Raw genomic sequence first — 15,584 nt, 5'->3', positions numbered from 1 at the left:
TGGTGATCGTGGGAGCGCCCCACTTCTTCTCCAGCACGACGTTGCGGCCCTTGGGACCCAAGGTCACCTTGACGGCGTCGGCGAGCTGGTTCATACCGCGCTCGAGACCGCGCCGGGCGTCCTCGTCAAACGCGATCATCTTGGCTGCCATAAGGCTAGACCTCCCAGATGCAGGGTGGCGTGTCCTGGACCGAGCCGACGCCCGCGACGGCATAGGCCTGCATCTCCGTTCGGCAGACCCCATCGTCTCGATCCGAGTTGTTGGCACTCTGCCACACAGAGTGCCAACGAACTGTTTAGCACTCTACCCTGTCGAGTGCAAGCGAGAGACTCGCCACCCCAGGTCACCGGGCATGCCCGTTCGTACGGCGAGCCGCCCCTTGAGGTACGGCCCGCCGTGCGACGTCGACGGAGGAACAGTGGCGGGCCCACACGGACTGCGCTGCCGCGCGTCCCGCCCCGGTGCAACCAGTGCCGGTGGATCAGACCGCGCGGACGGACTCCGCCTGCGGCCCCTTCTGGCCCTGCGTGATCTCGAACTCGACACGCTGTCCTTGTTCGAGGGAGCGGTACCCGTCCATCATGATCGCTGAGTAATGGACGAATACATCCTTACCACCGTCTACCGCGATGAAGCCGTAGCCCTTGTCCGCGTTGAACCACTTGACGGTGCCCTGCGCCACTTCCGACTCCTCTTACTGGGCTCGCAGATCTCGCCCATTCCTCCGCGAGACCTGTAATCGCATGACTTTTGGGGAAAATCAGCCAGACGATCGCCCTCGACCATACCTGTGGCACAGGGTTTGGCAACAGAGTCAATCGACAAAACGCTAAATTCATCGACGACTGAGTCGTTCAGGGTTGAATTCGGTTCTAAAACAAGAAGGCGCCCACAAGGGGCGCCTTCAAGAGTCGAGAGGTTCGAGCGGTTCAGCCGCCGGCGACGGCCGGGATGATGGAGATCTGAGTGCCTTCTGGGGCGGGAGTGTCGAGCCCTTCGGCGAAACGGACATCCTCTTCACCAACGTAAACGTTGACAAAACGACGAATCTTGCCCGATTCATCCAGAATTCTCGCGCCGATCCCCGGGTAGTCAGAGTCCAGCTTGGCGAGAACGTCACGAAGAGTCGCCCCTTCGCCACTCACCTCGGCGTTACCCCCGGTGTACGTGCGCAGAATGGTGGGAATACGCACAGAAACGCTCATGGTTTTCGTTGCCTTTCCTGGGTTGTCAGACAGTCGCGCGGAACGCGTCGAGAGAGGGCCGGATCACGGTGGTGGGCCGCGCGCCGTCGCTGATCGCGTCGAGCGTCTTGAGCCCGTCGCCGGTGTTCAGCACCACGGTCTCGGCCTCGGGGTCGAGCCTGCCCGTCTCGGCGAGCTTCTTCAGCACGCCCACCGTGACGCCGCCCGCGGTCTCGGCGAAGATGCCCTCGGTCGAGGCCAGGAGCCTGATCGCGGCGACGATCTCGGGATCCGTGACGTCCTCGACGCCCCCGCCCGTACGCCGGGCGATGTCCAGCACGTACGGCCCGTCGGCCGGGTTGCCGATGGCCAGCGACTTGGCGATCGTGTCCGGCTTGACCGGCTGGACCACGTCGTGCCCCGCCTTGTACGCCGTCGAGACCGGCGAGCGCCCGGCCGCCTGCGCCCCGAAGACCTTGTACGGCGTGTCCTCGACCAGCCCGAGCGCGATCAGCTCCTTGAACCCCTTGTCGATCTTGGTGAGCTGCGAGCCCGACGCGATGGGGATGACGATCTGCTCGGGCAGCCGCCAGCCGAGCTGCTCGGCGATCTCGTACGCGAGCGTCTTGGACCCCTCGGCGTAATAGGGCCGCAGGTTGACGTTGACGAACCCCCACTTGTCGCCCAGCGGGTCGCCGATGAGCTCCGAGCAGAACCGGTTGACCTCGTCGTACGTGCCCTCGATCCCGATCAGCTTGCCCCCGAACACGCGGGCCATGGCGATCTTGGCCTCTTCGAGGTCGGCCGGGATGAACACGCAGGCGTCGAGGCCGGCCCGCGCGGCGGCGGCGGTGACCGCGCCCGCGAGGTTGCCCGTGGAGGAGCAGGAGAGTGTGTGGAAACCGAAGTTCCTGGCCGCCTCGACGGCGATGGCGACCACCCGGTCCTTGAAGGAGTGGGTGGGGTTGCCCGAGTCGTCCTTCACGTACAGGGACTTGAGGCCGAGCGCCTTGCCGAGGTTGCCGGCCTTGACCAGCTTCGTCCAGCCCGGGTTCATGTTGGGCTTGCTCGCGACGTCGGCGGGGACCGGGAGCAGCGAGCGGTAGCGCCAGATGTTGGCGGGACCGGACTCGATGTCCGCGCGGGTCACCCGGCCGAAGGAGTAGGCCGCCTCCAGCGGCCCGAAACACTCCAGACAGGCGAAGCTGGGACCCAGGGGGTAGCGCGTGCCGCACTCGCGGCAGGACAGAGCGACGGCAGGACCAAAGTCGAGCGACATGAAGCGAGGCCTTCCCTCATCTTCGCCCGCGGCCACCTTGACCGCGAACCGGAATTGGCACCTTGTCCCGGTCGGCCTCGCCAGGTCGCGAGTACAAGCCGGGAGGGTTGCCGGGGCTTCGCAGGGCCGGTCCCTCCACCCCTCTGGATGAGCAATATTCAGTTGTTCGAAAAGGACTCTACCTTCTCAAGTGGTGGAAACAACCACCCGTCTCAACATGCGAGAGAACCCGTCTCAGCGATAGTCCTCCCCCAGGACTCCCTGCACGTACTTGCGGGCTTGGTGGATGCGGGACTTGGCGGTGCCGAGCGGGATGTTGAGCTGCTCGGCGACCTCGTTGTAGTCGAGCTGGACGATGTCGCGCAGCAGCAGCGCCTGCGCCAGGTCGGGCTTGTCGGCCTCCAGCGCCTCCATGGCGTCGAGGAGGTCGAGCCGCGAGCCCGCGATCACGCTGACCCGCCGCGCGTCTGGCTTCTGCATGGGCAGCTCCTCCGACGTCTGCTCGGCGGCCCTGCGCTTCAGCGACCGGTACGTGGTGCGCGCGCAGTTGGCGGTCACGATGTGCAGCCAGGTGCTGAACCTGGCCCGCCCCTCGAACCGCCCGATGTTGCGCGCCACGGCCAGCAAAGTGTCCTGTGAGGCTTCTTCCGCGTCCTGGTGATAGGGCAGGATCCGGGCACAGTGGCGCATCACGTCAGGCTCGATCCTGGCCAGGAGCTCGCCGAGCGCGCGATGGTCTCCTGCCGCGGCCGAGCGGGCGAGTTCCTCGGTTAGCTCATCTAGCGCCATAGCTGGGATCCTATGGGCGAAGGGAGCCCGAATGAACAGCGTCCTCGTGGCCTCCAACCGCGGACCGGTCTCGTTCACCGTCGACGACGACGGTGAGCTGAGCATGAAACGCGGTGGTGGGGGCCTGGTCTCGGGCCTGTCGGGAGTGGCCAAGGAACACGGCGTGCTGTGGGTGTGCGCCGCGCTCTCCGACGGCGACCGCAGCGCCGTACGCCTGGCGCCGGGCGGCCGGCTCGACCGCACCGGCTACGACACGGGCGCGCTGCGCATGCTCGACATCCCCGCGGCCACCTTCCACCGCGCCTACAACGCCGTGGCCAACTCCACACTCTGGTTCGTCAACCACCTGCTGTACGACATCCCCAACTCGCCCTGCTTCGGCACGAAGTTCCGCCGCGAATGGGAGTCCTACCGCGACTACAACGGCGCGTTCGCGCTGGCGCTGGCCGAGGAGGCCGGGCACGGCGCGCGCGTGATGGTGCAGGACTACCACCTGACACTCACCCCGGCGATGCTCCGCGCCGAACGTCCCGACCTGCGCATCGCCCATTTCAGCCACACGCCGTGGGCGCCGCCCGAGTACTTCTCCCTGCTGCCCGACGAGGTGACCAGGGAGGTCCTGGACGGCATCCTGGGGGCCGACCACGCCGGCTTCCTCACCAGGCGGTGGGCGGCGGCGTTCATGGACTGCTGCGAGGCGCTGCTCGGCGCGCGGGTCGACCGCGCCGCCGGCACGGTCGCCCACGAGGGCAGGACGACCCGCGTCGGCGTCCACAGCCTGGGGGTGGACGGCGCGGCGTTGTGGGCGCGGGCCTGCGAGCCCGACGTCGAGTCGCACATGGCCGCGCTCACCGAGCAGGTGGCCGGGCGCCGGCTGATCGTCCGCATCGACCGCACCGAGCTGTCCAAGAACATCGTGCGCGGCCTGCTGGCCTACCGCGAGTTCCTGGACGCCCACCCGGAGTGGCACGGGAAGGTGGTCCACCTGGCCTTCGCCTACCCCAGCCGGCACGACCTGCCCGAGTACCGCGAGTACACCGCCTCGGTGCAGCGCTGCGCCCGCGAGATCGAGGACGCGTACGCCACCGAGGACTGGGACCCGGTCATCCTCAACGTCAACGACGACTACCCGCGTTCGCTGGCCGCGTACCGGCTGGCGGACGTGCTGCTGGTCAACCCCATCCGCGACGGGATGAACCTGGTGGCCAAGGAGGGGCCCGTACTGTCGCCGCGCTGCGCCCTGGTGCTCTCGCGCGAGGCGGGGGCGGCGGACGAGCTGGGGCCGTACGCGCTGGTCGTCAACCCCTACGACGTGAGCGGCACCGCCGCCGCCCTGCACGAGGCGCTGGTCATGCCCGAGGACGAACGCCGGCGCCGCCGCGACCTGCTGTACGCGGCGGCCACGGCACTGCCGCCGCACAAGTGGCTGGAATCCCAGCTCGACGCCCTGCTTTAACATGAGATGTCGGGTTTGCTGCGGATGACGGAGGCTGCCGAGTGTCGACGGTCTCAACGCCCATCCGGCTCGTCAGAGACCGTCCGACCTGGCTGATCTACCTCCTGCTCGGCACCTTCGCCACGTTCCTGTACGGCCTGAGCGCCGCCCTCCCGCTCCTGCGCGCCGACCAGCACACCACGGCCACCGTGGCCGGGCTGCACGGCACCGCCATGGCGGTCGGCACGATCGGGGCCGGACTCGTCCTCCCCCTGCTCACCAGGCTCCTCGGCCGGCGTGCGACGAGCTGGCTCGGCCTGGCCGGGATGAACGCCGGCGTACTGCTCGTCCTGACCACATCGGCGCTGCCCCTGACGCTCCTCGGGTACGGCGTGGCCGGCGGCTTCGGCTCGGTCATGCTCTACGCGGCGATGGCCGAGCTCAGCGACCACCACGGGCCCGCCGGGCCGGCCGCGCTCAGCGAGGCCAACGCGGTGGGCGTGCTGGTGGGGATGGTGGCGACGTTCGCGCTCAGCCAGGTGGCGCAGAGCGCGCTCGGCTGGCGGGCCGCCCTGAGGCTCACCCCGGCCGCCAGCGTCGTGCTCGCGCTCACGCTGGGCCGTACCTGGCCGGCGCCTCGCGAGGCCGCCGCGACCCGCGCCGAAGCCCCCCTCGTCCCCTCGGCCGGGGGCGGCGGGTGGCGTTTCCAGCTCGCCGGGGCCGTGCTGTTCTGCTGCGTGGCCCTGGAGTTCTCGTTCAACCTGTGGGCCGCCGACCTGTTCGCTCTCAGGACGGGCGTGACGGCGGCCGTCGCGGCCACCGGGCTGACGGCGTTCGTCAGCGGTATGGCGGCGGGCAGGTTCGCGGGCGCGCAGCTCGCGCTGCGGTTGCCGGCCGCGCCGCTGTTCGCCGGCGCTCTGGGGCTGACGGCACTCGGGTGGCTGCTGTTCTGGACGAGCACCGTGCCGGTGTTGTCGTACGCGGGGCTGGCGCTGAGCGGGCTGGGCGCGTCCCTGCACTTCCCGCTCGCGCTGAGCGCCCTGATCGTCGCCTCCGGCGACCGTGCGGACCGCGCGGCGGCCGCCTCGCCCGTGTGGGCGGGCGCCGCCATGGCGATCGGCCCGCTGCTGCTCGGCACGCTGGCCGACGGCTACGGCACCGGGACCGCGTTCCTGCTGGTGCCCGTGGTCATCGGCCTCGCGGTGGCCGGGCTGATCATGTCCAGTCGGCGTACTTGAGCGTGTCGGTCAGGCCGGGCGTGTTCCACTGGTCCACGACGAGGATCCGGCTCTTCGGCAGATACCACTCGCGCTGCGTGAACGTGCCCTTCACCCCGCCGCCGGAGTAGCTGACGCACTTCGCCCGCCAGGCGTTGTAGGCGGCCTTGTGGCCCGGCCCGACCTGCCGGTAGCCCCGGGAGACCTGAGGGCCGACGACCTCGCCCCACTTCCGGTTGAACGGGCACGGCTGCACGTCGCTGGCCGGATAGTACGGATCCTTGCCCGTGTAGGGCCCGAACCCCTCGGCCCCCCGCTTGATCGCGCCGGGCCCGAGGATGTAGAAGGCGTCGCACTCGGGCGAGCCCCAGCCCTGCGGCTTGGCGCATTTGCCGGTGACCACCTGCACGTAGTCGGCGCCCTGGCGGTGGACCACCCACTCGATCGGGATGTAGAGCGTCAGGCCGCCGCGCAGCTTGAGCTGCTGGGCGGGAGCGGCGGAGGCGGGCCCGGGGACGGCGAGCACGGCGGCCAGGGTCGCGGCCGAGGCGGCTGCGACGGCGAGAGATCGTCTTGACATGCGCACCAACGTAGGACCCGCCACTTGCAGCCCAATCACGAACGACTGAAGGCCGTCGTCAGCTCCCGCAACAGCGCCACCACCCCGTCGGGCCCGTCGGCGCCGGTGTCGGCCCGTTCGGCCAGCGCGGTCACCTCGGCCGAGCCGCTGCACACGGTCACGCCGGGCAGCCCCGAGGCGCGTACGGCCTCGAAGGCGGCCAGGTCGCCGAGGTCGTCGCCGACGAACATGACCGATCTGGCGTCCCGCTCGGCCAGGAAGAGCCCGAGCGCGTGCCCCTTGTCCATGCCGGGCGGCCGCAGCTCCAGGACCATGCGACCCGGCTCGATCACCAGGCCGTGCTTGGCGGCCAGCGCGGCCAGCGGCTCGCGCAGCGCGGCGAACGCGCCCTCGGGGTCGGGGGCGCGCCGGGTGTGCACGGCCACCGCCCGGCCCTTGTCCTCGATCGACACGTCGTGGAGGCCGAGCGAGTCGAGCAGCAGCGGCAGCTCGGCCGCGGCGCGGGGCACGCCGGGTGGCGGCGGCGGCGCGGAGACCCGTCCGTCCTCCCACCGCTCGAAGCCGTAGTGGCCGAGCACCACGAGACCGGGCACACCGGTCAGCCCCGGCCCGAGTTCGAGCGCGGTGGCCACCGGTCTGCCGGTCACGATGACCACGGCGCCGACGTGGGCGCCCAGCTCGGCGGGCGCGTCGGGGGCCGCGGGGTGGATCTTCGCGGAGGCGGGATCGGGCACGATCGGCGACAGGGTTCCGTCGAAGTCGAGCCCGATCACGGCACCGGACGGATCTTTCAGGATCGCTTCCATACCAGGGATGTTCCTCACGCGGCTGCCGTACCCAGCCGGTCAGGGACGCATGCCGAGCCGTCTCGCCGCACGGTCACGCTGACGGGTGGAGCGTAACCTTCGCAACCGTTTGACCAGCATCGGGTCGTGCTCCAGCGCCTCCGGCCTGTCGATCAACTCGCCGAGCAACTGGTAGTAGCGGGTGGCCGAGAACCCGAAGGTCTCCTTGATGGCCTGCTCCTTGGCGCCCGCGTGACGCCACCACTGGCGTTCGAAGGCGAGGAGCTCCTGATCGCGATCGGTGAGGGGTTGGTGGGACGGTTCCTGGGCAGCATCGTCACCGCTGAGCGGTGTTCCCATCGTGTCCTCCTCGGGAAGGGGCGTACGACTCACATCGCACGCGGCGCGGCCCGTGGCCAATCGTAATGTGCGGAGTGCGGCTGTTCACGGCGGATTGCCGGACGTACAGTCACCAAATGTGACCCCAGTCATCACGCTCCTCACCGACTACGGGCTCGAAGACGGCTATGTGGCCGCCTGCCATGGGGTGATCGCCGGGATCGCGCCGCACGCGCGGGTGATCGACGTGTGTCACCTGGTGCCGTCCGGCGACGTACGGCGTGGCGCGGCGATCCTCGCCCAGACCATCCCGTACCTCCCCGAGGGCGTCCACATCGGCGCGGTCGATCCCGGTGCGGGCGGCGCGCGGCGCTCGGTGGCGGTCGAGGCGGGCGGACGGGTGTTCATCGGCCCCGACAACGGCCTGCTGTCCTGGGCGGTACGCGCCAGCGGCGGCGCGCGGGCCGCGTACGCGCTCAGCAACGAGGAGCACTTCCTGCGGCCGGTGTCGCCGACCTTCCCCGGCCGGGACGTGTTCTCGCCGGTCGCCGGGCGGCTGGCGGGCGGGCTGGACCCGACCGAGCTGGGGCCCCAGGTGCCGGTCGAGCGGCTGGTCTCGCTGCCCGAGCCGACCTCGCTGCTTCGGGACGGCTCGGTCGAGGGCGAGGTCGTCTCGGTCGACCGCTACGGCAACACACAGCTGTCGATCGCGGCGGGCGACCTGCACGCGCTGGGCGTCCGGGTGGGCGACACGCTGGGGGTGTGGCTGGGGCGGCGGCAGCTCGCGATGCCCTACCGGACGACGTTCGCGGCGGTGCCGCCGGGCGAGCTGGTGGCGTTCGCGGACGCGGCGGGGCTGATCGCCATCGCGATCAACTCAGGGGACGCGGCGCAACGGCTGGGGCTCCCACCTGGGGCGCATGTCCGACTTTCCCCAACACCGTAGGGCGAATACCCGCATAACAGTAATTACTCCGCGTATCGGTCTGTTTACCGAAGCGTCGGAATGAGTCGGTGGCCGCGTGCCAGAATGCACGGCAGATCGGGCGTCCCTCCCCTCCCGTTCGAGGATGACGTGTACCAACTGTCCGCCGTGCCGCTCCCGCCGATGTCCGCGTTCCGGCCGCCCGCCGGAACTCCCGTGCCGCGCCGGACGCCGGCCCGATGAGGGTGCTCGCGCCTCTGCTGCCGGTTCTGGTGCTGGTCGCCGGGGTCGTGGGCGCGTCCCCTGGCGCTTCGGACGACGTGTGCTCGGCCGCGCGGGCCGGGCAGTGGCAGCTCTCCGCGCTGCGCCTGCCCGAGGCGTGGCGGGAGAGCAGGGGCGCGGGCGTCGTGGTGGCCGTGCTGGACACCGGCGTGAACGGCCGCCACCCCGACCTGCGCGGTGCCGTGACCGAGGGCCCCGACCTGACCGGGGCGTCCCCGCGGCTCTCGGGGCGCCACGGCACCGCCATGGCCGGCCTGATCGCCGGCCGCGGGCACGGCGAGCGGCACGCCGAGGGCGTGATGGGCGTGGCCCCCGCGGCCAGGGTGTTGTCGATCAGGGTCACGCTGGAGAACGCCGACCCGCTGCGCGCAGAGCGGCGTTCCGTCCGCCGCGACGCCCTGGCCGCCGGCATCAGGTACGCGGCCGACCACGGCGCGGACGTGATCAGCATGTCGCTCGGCGGCGGCAGCGGCTCGTGGGAGGGCTCGGCGGCCGAGGAGGCGGCCGTGCGGTACGCGATCGGCCGCGGCGCGGTCCTGGTGGCCTCGGCGGGCAACGACGGCGACACGGCCAACAGGAAGAACTTCCCGGCCGCGTACCCGGGCGTGATCGCCGTGGGCGCGGTGGACCGGCGGCTCAGGGTGGCATCGTTCTCCAACCGCCAGGACTACCTGTCGGTGGTCGCGCCGGGCACGGACGTCGTCACGGCCGACGGCGGCGACGCGTACGCGGTGGGCGACGGCACCAGCTCGGCGGCGGCGCTGGTCGCGGGTGTGGCGGCCCTGGTGCGGTCGGCCCATCCGGGGTTGTCGCCGTACCACGTGCGGCTGGCGATCGAGCGGGGCACCAGGAAGCGGCCCGCGCGCGGCCACAGCCCGGCCTACGGGCACGGGGTGGCCGACGCCGTCCTCGCCCTGCGGGAGGCCGGGAGGCTGGCGCACGGGACCGTCCCGCCGCATGCCCGGCCCGGCCCGTTCGCCACCGGCCCGGGTCCGGCCGCCGGGCGGGGGCAGGCCGTCCCGCCGCCCGCCTCCAGGACGCCGATCGTGGCGGGGATGCTGATGCTGGCGGCGGCCATGTCGGTCCGGGTGGTCTCGACGCGGCGGCGGCGCGGGAGGGATTCGGCCTAACAAGCGCTTGTGTAATACTCCTGTCCATGACCCTAGCGATCGACGGCTGGTTCGCCATCGACGACGACGGAACCACCCACCTCATCGGCACCACCTGCCTGACCTGCGGGACCGTCGCCTTCCCGCCGCAGCGGGGGCTGTGCCGCAACCCGCGCTGCGAGGGCGAGGAGACGGCCGCGACCAGGTTGCCGAGGCGCGGGCGGATCTGGTCCTACACCGACGCCTGCTACCCGCCGCCGGAGCCGTACGTGGCGGCGCGGCCGTACCGGCCGGTCACGCTGGCCGCGGTCGAGCTCGACGGCGCGGGGCTGGTGGTGCTCGGCCAGGTCAAGGACCTCACGGTCGACGACCTGGCGGTGGGCATGGAGCTGGAGCTGGTCAACGGGCCGCTGGCCGACGGCCCGCTGATGTGGATGTGGGGGCGGGCCTCGTGAGCGGCGTGGTGGTGCTCGGCGCGGGCATGCATCCGTGGGGCAAATGGGGCCGTCCCTTCGTGGAGTACGGCGTCGCCGCGGCCCGCGCCGCCCTGCGCGACGCCGGAGTGTCCTGGCCCGACGTCCAGTACGTGGTGGGCGCCGACACGATCAGGAACGGCTACCCGGGCTTCGTCGCCGGCGCCACGTACGCCCAGGCCCTCGGCTGGACGGGCGCCAGGATCGCCTCCTGCTACGCCGCCTGCGCCTCCGGGGCCCAGGCCGTGGACATCGCGCGTACGAGGATCATGGCCGGGCTGTGCGACGTGGCGCTCGTCGTGGGCGCGGACTCCACCCCCAAGGGCTTCTTCAAGCCGGTCGGCGGCGACCGTCCCGACGACCCCGACTGGCTGCGCTTCCGCCTGCTCGGCGCGTCCAATCCCGCCTACTTCGGCCTCTACGCCCGCCGCCGCATGGCCCTGTACGGCTCCACCCGCGAGGACTTCGCCGCCGTCAAGGTCAAGAACGCGCGCGCCGGCTCGCTCAACCCCATGGCCCGCTACCGCGCCCCGGTGACCGCCGACCAGGTGCTCGCCTCGCCCATGGTGGCCGACCCGCTGCGCCTGATGGACATCTGCGCCACCTCCGACGGGGGCGCCGCCGTCGTGCTGGCCTCGGAGGCGTACGCGCGGCGCCGCGGCGCGACCGGCCTGGTACGCCTGGCCGCCGTCTCCACGGTGACGCCCACCTTCCCCAACGCGGTCCTGGAGCTGCCGAGCTTCGCCACCGACTCCTGTGCCGCCGTTCCCGCGCCTGAAAGGCCCTTCAGAGCGGCGATCGCGCACTCGGCGTACGAGGAGGCCGGCACGGGCCCCGAGGACGTCTCCTTCGCCGAGGTGTACGACCTGTCCACCGCGCTGGAGCTGGACTGGGTGGAGGACGTAGGTCTGTGCCCGCCGGGCGAGGCGGACAAGCTGCTGCGGGCCGGCGAGACCGGGCTCGGCGGCCGGGTGCCCGTCAACCCGTCGGGCGGCCTGGCCTCCTTCGGCGAGGCGATCCCGGCCCAGGCGATCGCGCAGCTGTGCGAGCTGACGTACCAGCTGAGGGGCGCGGCGGGCGCGCGCCAGGGGCTCGGCGCGCGCGTCGGCCTGGCCGTCAACCAGGGGTTGTTCGGCCACGGCTCGGCGATCGTGGCCACGACATGACAAGGCCCTCCGGGAAACTCTCCCGGAGGGCCTTCGGGTCCCTTTCGGGTCAGCCCGCGTGGACCACGTCGTGCGTCTCGGCGAAGTGACAGGCACTCTCGTGCCCGGTCCCCGGCCGGATCTGCAACAACGGCTCCTCCTCCGCGCAGATCTCCTGCGCCTTCCAGCACCGGGTGCGGAAACGGCACCCGGACGGCGGGTTGGCGGGCGAGGGCGGGTCGCCCTGCAGGATGATCCGCTCGCGCTGCTCCCGGCCCTCGGGGTCGGGAACCGGCACCGCCGACAGCAGCGCCTGCGTGTACGGATGAGCGGGCTTGTCGTAGATCTCGACGTCCTTGCCGAGTTCCACGAACTTGCCCAGGTACATCACGCCCACCCGGTCCGAGATGTGCCGGACCACCGACAGGTCGTGGGCGATGAAGATGTAGGCCAGGTTGAACTCGTTCTGCAGCCGCTCCAGCAGGTTGATCACCTGGGCCTGGATCGACACGTCCAGCGCCGAGACGGGCTCGTCGCAGACGATGATCTCAGGCTGGAGCGCCAGGCCGCGGGCGATGCCGATGCGCTGGCGCTGGCCGCCCGAGAACTGGTGCGGATAGCGGTTGATGTGGTCGGGGTTGAGCCCGACGACCTCCAGCAGCTCCTGCACCTTCTGGCGGCGGTCGCCCTTGGGCGCCACCTCGGTGTGGATCTCGTACGGCTCGCCGATGATGTCACCGACGGTCATCCGGGGGTTCAGCGAGGTGTACGGGTCCTGCATCACCATCTGGATGTTGCGGCGCATGCGCTTCAGCTCGCCGCCCCTGGCCCTGGCGATGTCCTTGCCGTTGATCTTCACCGAGCCCGAGGTCGGCCGCTCCAGCGCCATCAGCACCTTGGCCAGCGTGGACTTGCCGCAGCCCGACTCGCCCACGATGCCCAGCGTCTCGCCCCTGTTCAGGTCGAACGACACGCCGTCCACGGCCTTGATCGCGCCGATCTGCTTCTTGAAGACGATGCCCTGGGTCAGGGGGAAGTGCTTGACCAGGTCGCGAACCTCAAGGATGCGCTCACTGCCGTTCGCCATCGAGGACCTCCCTCCAGTAGTGGCAGGCGCTGCCACGCGTGCCGCTGATCTCGTAGAGCTGGGGGGCGGCGGTCACGCAGTTGTCCTGCCGGTACGGGCACCGGGGGTTGAACGCGCACCCGCTCGGCAGGTCGAGCAGGTTGGGCGGCAGACCCTTGATCGCGTACAGGTCCTGGCCCTTGAGGTCCACCCGGGGGATGGACTCCAGCAGGCCCTTCGTGTACGGGTGCCCCGGCGACCGGTAGATGTCGTGCACCGGGGCGTTCTCCACGATCCGGCCGGCGTACATGACCGAGATCTTGTCGGCCACGTCCGCCACGACGCCCAGGTCGTGGGTGATCAGGATCATGCCCATCTGGCTCTCGCGCTGCAGCTCGGCCAGCAGTTCCATGATCTGCGCCTGGACCGTCACGTCGAGGGCGGTGGTCGGCTCGTCGGCGATCAGCACCTCGGGGTCGAGCGCGATCGACATCGCGATCATGATGCGCTGCCGCATGCCGCCCGAGAACTGGTGCGGATAGTCGTTGACGCGCTGCCGGGCGGCCGGGATGCGGACCTTGTCCATGAGCTCGATGGCCTTGTTCATGCCGTCGCGCTTGGACATGCCGCGGTGGACCCGGAACATCTCGCTGATCTGCCAGCCCACGGTGAACACCGGGTTGAGCGCCGAGAGGGCGTCCTGGAAGACCATCGCGATGCGCTGGCCGCGCACCTGGGTGCGGGCGTCGTCCGAGAGCTTGAGCAGGTCGGTGCCCTTGAAGCGGATCTCGCCCTTCGGGATGACGGCCGGCGGCATGTCCAGGATGCCCATGATCGCCTGAGCGGTCACGGACTTGCCCGAACCCGACTCGCCGAGCACCGCCAGCGTCTCACCGGGGTTGACCGTGTAGCTCACGCCGTTCACCGCGCGCACGGCGCCCTGACGCGTACGGAACTCCACGTGCAGGTCGTCCACCGCGAGCAGCGGCTCGTTGCCCAGCCCTCCCTCGGCGGGCAACACGTCTGTCGACGTCTTCTTCACTTTCATCCCCCCTTCTACCTGAGCTTCGGATCGAGAGCGTCGCGCACGGCGTCGCCCAGCATGATGAACGCGAGCACCGTGACGCTCAGGAACAGGGCCGGGAAGAACAGCGGCAGCGACGCGTCGAGGAACCTGGGCCGGGCGTCGGCGATCATGAGACCCCACGAGATGTCCGGCGACTGAACGCCAACCCCGAGGAACGACAGCGCCGCCTCGGCCGCGATGTAGCCGCCGAGGTTGATCGTGCTGACCACGATGACCGGCGCCAGCGAGTTCGGCAGCAGGTGCTTGAACATGATCCGCCACTGGCCCGCGCCCACCGACCGCGCCGCGACCACGAAGTCCTGGCTCTTCGCGGTGATCACCGAGGCCCGCATGATGCGGAACACCATCGGCCAGCCGAGCACGGCCAGGGCCGCGATGACCAGCAGGATGCTGTTGATGCCGCTGTCACGGAAGGTCGCCGCGATCAGCAGGGCGCCCAGGATCGGCGGGATGGCGAAGAAGATCTCGGTGACCCGGGAGGAGACCGAGTCGATCACGCCGCTGCGGAAGCCGGCGAAGAGCCCGAGCAGGCCGCCCACGATCATGGTGAGGATCGTGGTCGTCACGCCGATCACGATCGAGTTGCGCGCGCCGTAGATCGTCCTGGCGAACACGTCACAACCCTGGCTGTCCTTGCCGAACAGGTGCCCCTGGCTGGGGAGCTGCCGGGCGGTGGACAGGTCGCAGGTCTGGGCGTTGGTCGGGTCGATCGAGGTGAACAACGACGGCCAGAACGCCATGACCAGCAGGATCGTGATCAGCACCGCGGAGATGATGAACATCGGCCGGCGCCGCAGGTCGTACCAGGCGTCGGTCCACAGACTCGCCGGCTTGTCCTGCTTCTGCTTCCTGCGCTTGCCCTGCTTGTCGGGGGACGGCGCCGCCGGCACCTCCGTGACCAGCGACTTCGCTTCCGGCAGCATGGGCCCGACGTTTGCTTCGTTACTCATAGCGGATCCTCGGGTCGAGCACTGCGTACAACATGTCGACGACCAGGTTGGCCAGGATGTAGATCAGCACCAGCACGGTCACGATGCCCACGACGACCGGCTGTTCTCGCAGCAGGATCGAGTTGAACAGCTGGTTGCCGATGCCCGGCAGGTTGAAGATCGTCTCCGTGATGACCGCGCCGCCCATCAGGTTCCCGAGGTCGGCGCCGAGGTAGGTGACCAGCGGGATCAGCGCGTTGCGGAGACCGTGCCTGCCGATGACGCGGCGTTTGGACAGGCCCTTGGCGGTCGCCGTACGGATGTAGTCGGCACGCAGTGTCTCCACCAGGCTCGTCCGCGTCAGCCTGGTGAGATAGGCGATCGACGTGCCGGCGAGCACGAAACCGGGCAGCAGATAGCTGCGGAACCCGGCCGAGATGCCCGCCACGGGGAAGATGTCGCTCCCCGTCCACAGTTTGAGCTTGACTCCGAGTACGAGTTGCAGCACGAAGCCCGTCACCAGAGTGGGGACGGAGATGAGCAGCAGCGTCGAGGCGAGGATGGCGGTGTCGGAGGCCCTGCCGCGGCGCAGCGCCGCCCACAGGCCGAGGCCGACGCCGACGATGGCCTCCATGACGAGGGCCGTCAGCGCGAGGTTCAGCGTGACCTGGAACTTGCCGGCCATGAGTTGCGAGACCGGGATCCTGGAGAAGGTGGTCCCGAAGTCCCCGTGGAGGAGCACGCCGCTGAGGTAGTACCAGTACTGCAGCAGCAGCGGATCATTCAGGTGGTACTGGTCGCGCAGGACCTCGGCCACGGCCGGGTCCAGGCGCTTCTCGCCCGCCAGTGCCTGGATGGGGTCGCCGGGCAGAGCGAAGACGATCGCGAAGATGAGTAGCGTGGCGCCGAGCAGGACGGGTATCGCCTGCAGCAGTCGCCTGATGACATAACGGCCCATT

At 70.2% G+C, this 15,584-nt stretch carries 17 protein-coding genes and 1 riboswitch; of the genes, 6 read left to right on the top strand and 11 right to left on the bottom strand.

Annotated features, from left to right (window positions below; translation table 11 throughout):
• Window positions 1-482: 482 nt before the first annotated feature.
• From DMB42_RS51660 to DMB42_RS51645, 4 genes are all read right to left on the bottom strand, one after another.
• Window positions 483-683: a cold-shock protein gene (locus tag DMB42_RS51660; protein ID WP_068927743.1), complete on the bottom strand. Its 201-nt coding sequence runs from the start codon at window positions 681-683 to the stop codon at window positions 483-485.
• Between the two features lie 247 nt (window positions 684-930).
• Window positions 931-1,206 (bottom strand): MoaD/ThiS family protein, encoded by a 276-nt coding sequence (locus tag DMB42_RS51655; RefSeq protein ID WP_043633550.1) that lies wholly within the window; start codon window positions 1,204-1,206, stop codon window positions 931-933.
• A 25-nt stretch (window positions 1,207-1,231) separates the two neighbouring features.
• Window positions 1,232-2,464, bottom strand: a complete 1,233-nt coding sequence (gene thrC / locus DMB42_RS51650) for a threonine synthase (RefSeq protein ID WP_125649402.1) — start codon at window positions 2,462-2,464, stop codon at window positions 1,232-1,234.
• Window positions 2,465-2,477: 13 nt separating this feature from the next.
• A riboswitch (SAM riboswitch) is annotated at window positions 2,478-2,618 on the bottom strand.
• Window positions 2,619-2,698: 80 nt separating this feature from the next.
• On the bottom strand, window positions 2,699-3,253 hold the full coding sequence (locus DMB42_RS51645) for an RNA polymerase sigma factor (RefSeq protein WP_125649399.1): 555 nt from the start codon (window positions 3,251-3,253) through the stop codon (window positions 2,699-2,701).
• Window positions 3,254-3,284: 31 nt separating this feature from the next.
• Here DMB42_RS51645 and DMB42_RS51640 point away from each other — a divergent pair, with 31 nt between their 5' ends.
• A complete protein-coding gene (locus DMB42_RS51640) occupies window positions 3,285-4,709 on the top strand; it encodes a trehalose-6-phosphate synthase (RefSeq protein WP_125649396.1) in 1,425 nt (474 codons plus the stop codon).
• Between the two features lie 41 nt (window positions 4,710-4,750).
• Window positions 4,751-5,926 (top strand): sugar MFS transporter, encoded by a 1,176-nt coding sequence (locus DMB42_RS51635; RefSeq protein ID WP_125649393.1) that lies wholly within the window; start codon window positions 4,751-4,753, stop codon window positions 5,924-5,926.
• Here the strand turns inward: DMB42_RS51635 and DMB42_RS53925 are convergent.
• From DMB42_RS53925 to DMB42_RS51620, 3 genes are read right to left on the bottom strand one after another with little or no spacing between them, the layout of a single operon-like run.
• Window positions 5,904-6,485, bottom strand: a complete 582-nt coding sequence (locus DMB42_RS53925; RefSeq protein WP_185845324.1) for a hypothetical protein — start codon at window positions 6,483-6,485, stop codon at window positions 5,904-5,906. The two genes, DMB42_RS51635 and DMB42_RS53925, sit on opposite strands and share 23 nt — an antisense overlap.
• A gap of 35 nt (window positions 6,486-6,520) precedes the next feature.
• A complete protein-coding gene (gene otsB, locus DMB42_RS51625; RefSeq protein ID WP_125649387.1) occupies window positions 6,521-7,291 on the bottom strand; it encodes a trehalose-phosphatase in 771 nt (256 codons plus the stop codon).
• Window positions 7,292-7,330: 39 nt separating this feature from the next.
• Window positions 7,331-7,630 (bottom strand): DUF3263 domain-containing protein, encoded by a 300-nt coding sequence (locus tag DMB42_RS51620; RefSeq protein ID WP_125649384.1) that lies wholly within the window; start codon window positions 7,628-7,630, stop codon window positions 7,331-7,333.
• 118 nt (window positions 7,631-7,748) lie between these two features.
• On the opposite strand from DMB42_RS51620, the gene DMB42_RS51615 reads away from it, so the two are divergent.
• The 4 genes from DMB42_RS51615 (at window position 7,749) to DMB42_RS51600 (ending at window position 11,564) form a co-directional block, all read left to right on the top strand.
• Window positions 7,749-8,555, top strand: coding sequence for an S-adenosyl-l-methionine hydroxide adenosyltransferase family protein (locus tag DMB42_RS51615; protein WP_125649381.1), 807 nt, complete (start codon window positions 7,749-7,751; stop codon window positions 8,553-8,555).
• A gap of 218 nt (window positions 8,556-8,773) precedes the next feature.
• The gene (locus DMB42_RS51610; RefSeq protein ID WP_221762747.1) at window positions 8,774-9,946 is read left to right on the top strand and encodes a S8 family serine peptidase; all 1,173 of its coding nucleotides are present in this window, start codon (window positions 8,774-8,776) and stop codon (window positions 9,944-9,946) included.
• Window positions 9,947-9,972: 26 nt separating this feature from the next.
• On the top strand, window positions 9,973-10,380 hold the full coding sequence (locus DMB42_RS51605) for a Zn-ribbon domain-containing OB-fold protein (protein WP_125649379.1): 408 nt from the start codon (window positions 9,973-9,975) through the stop codon (window positions 10,378-10,380).
• Window positions 10,377-11,564, top strand: a complete 1,188-nt coding sequence (locus DMB42_RS51600; RefSeq protein ID WP_221762746.1) for a lipid-transfer protein — start codon at window positions 10,377-10,379, stop codon at window positions 11,562-11,564. Before DMB42_RS51605 ends, DMB42_RS51600 begins: the two co-directional genes overlap by 4 nt.
• Before the next feature lie 49 nt (window positions 11,565-11,613).
• Here the strand turns inward: DMB42_RS51600 and DMB42_RS51595 are convergent, their stop codons facing one another.
• From DMB42_RS51595 to DMB42_RS51580, 4 genes are read right to left on the bottom strand one after another with little or no spacing between them, the layout of a single operon-like run.
• The gene (locus DMB42_RS51595) at window positions 11,614-12,630 is read right to left on the bottom strand and encodes an ABC transporter ATP-binding protein (RefSeq protein ID WP_125649373.1); all 1,017 of its coding nucleotides are present in this window, start codon (window positions 12,628-12,630) and stop codon (window positions 11,614-11,616) included.
• Window positions 12,614-13,651, bottom strand: a complete 1,038-nt coding sequence (locus DMB42_RS51590) for an ABC transporter ATP-binding protein (protein ID WP_229825153.1) — start codon at window positions 13,649-13,651, stop codon at window positions 12,614-12,616. Before DMB42_RS51590 ends, DMB42_RS51595 begins: the two co-directional genes overlap by 17 nt.
• 14 nt (window positions 13,652-13,665) lie before the next feature.
• Entirely contained in the window at window positions 13,666-14,646 is a 981-nt protein-coding gene (locus DMB42_RS51585) for an ABC transporter permease (protein WP_260478434.1), read from the bottom strand.
• Complete coding sequence (locus tag DMB42_RS51580; RefSeq protein ID WP_125649366.1) at window positions 14,639-15,583, bottom strand: ABC transporter permease; 945 nt, start codon at window positions 15,581-15,583, stop codon at window positions 14,639-14,641. The genes DMB42_RS51585 and DMB42_RS51580 overlap by 8 nt, the downstream gene beginning before the upstream one ends.
• Window position 15,584: the final 1 nt, after the last annotated feature.

The sequence above is a fragment of the Nonomuraea sp. WAC 01424 genome, from assembly GCF_003947315.1.
Lineage (GTDB): Bacteria > Actinomycetota > Actinomycetes > Streptosporangiales > Streptosporangiaceae > Nonomuraea > Nonomuraea spiralis.
Note: the sequence above shows the minus strand (reverse complement) of the source record. Positions and strands in the feature narration are given on the sequence as shown.

Excerpts from the sequence above, each read along its gene's own strand:
- DMB42_RS51640 (WP_125649396.1), top strand. The coding sequence starts at position 3,285 with ATGAACAGCGTCCTCGTGGCCTCCAACCGCGGACCGGTCTCGTTCACC.
- DMB42_RS51595 (WP_125649373.1), bottom strand. The coding sequence starts at position 12,630 with ATGGCGAACGGCAGTGAGCGCATCCTTGAGGTTCGCGACCTGGTCAAG.
- DMB42_RS51610 (WP_221762747.1), top strand. The coding sequence starts at position 8,774 with ATGAGGGTGCTCGCGCCTCTGCTGCCGGTTCTGGTGCTGGTCGCCGGG.
- DMB42_RS51645 (WP_125649399.1), bottom strand. The coding sequence starts at position 3,253 with ATGGCGCTAGATGAGCTAACCGAGGAACTCGCCCGCTCGGCCGCGGCA.
- DMB42_RS51605 (WP_125649379.1), top strand. The coding sequence starts at position 9,973 with ATGACCCTAGCGATCGACGGCTGGTTCGCCATCGACGACGACGGAACC.
- otsB (WP_125649387.1), bottom strand. The coding sequence starts at position 7,291 with ATGGAAGCGATCCTGAAAGATCCGTCCGGTGCCGTGATCGGGCTCGAC.
- thrC (WP_125649402.1), bottom strand. The coding sequence starts at position 2,464 with ATGTCGCTCGACTTTGGTCCTGCCGTCGCTCTGTCCTGCCGCGAGTGC.
- DMB42_RS51585 (WP_260478434.1), bottom strand. The coding sequence starts at position 14,646 with ATGAGTAACGAAGCAAACGTCGGGCCCATGCTGCCGGAAGCGAAGTCG.
- DMB42_RS51655 (WP_043633550.1), bottom strand. The coding sequence starts at position 1,206 with ATGAGCGTTTCTGTGCGTATTCCCACCATTCTGCGCACGTACACCGGG.
- DMB42_RS51580 (WP_125649366.1), bottom strand. The coding sequence starts at position 15,583 with ATGGGCCGTTATGTCATCAGGCGACTGCTGCAGGCGATACCCGTCCTG.
- DMB42_RS53925 (WP_185845324.1), bottom strand. The coding sequence starts at position 6,485 with ATGTCAAGACGATCTCTCGCCGTCGCAGCCGCCTCGGCCGCGACCCTG.
- DMB42_RS51620 (WP_125649384.1), bottom strand. The coding sequence starts at position 7,630 with ATGGGAACACCGCTCAGCGGTGACGATGCTGCCCAGGAACCGTCCCAC.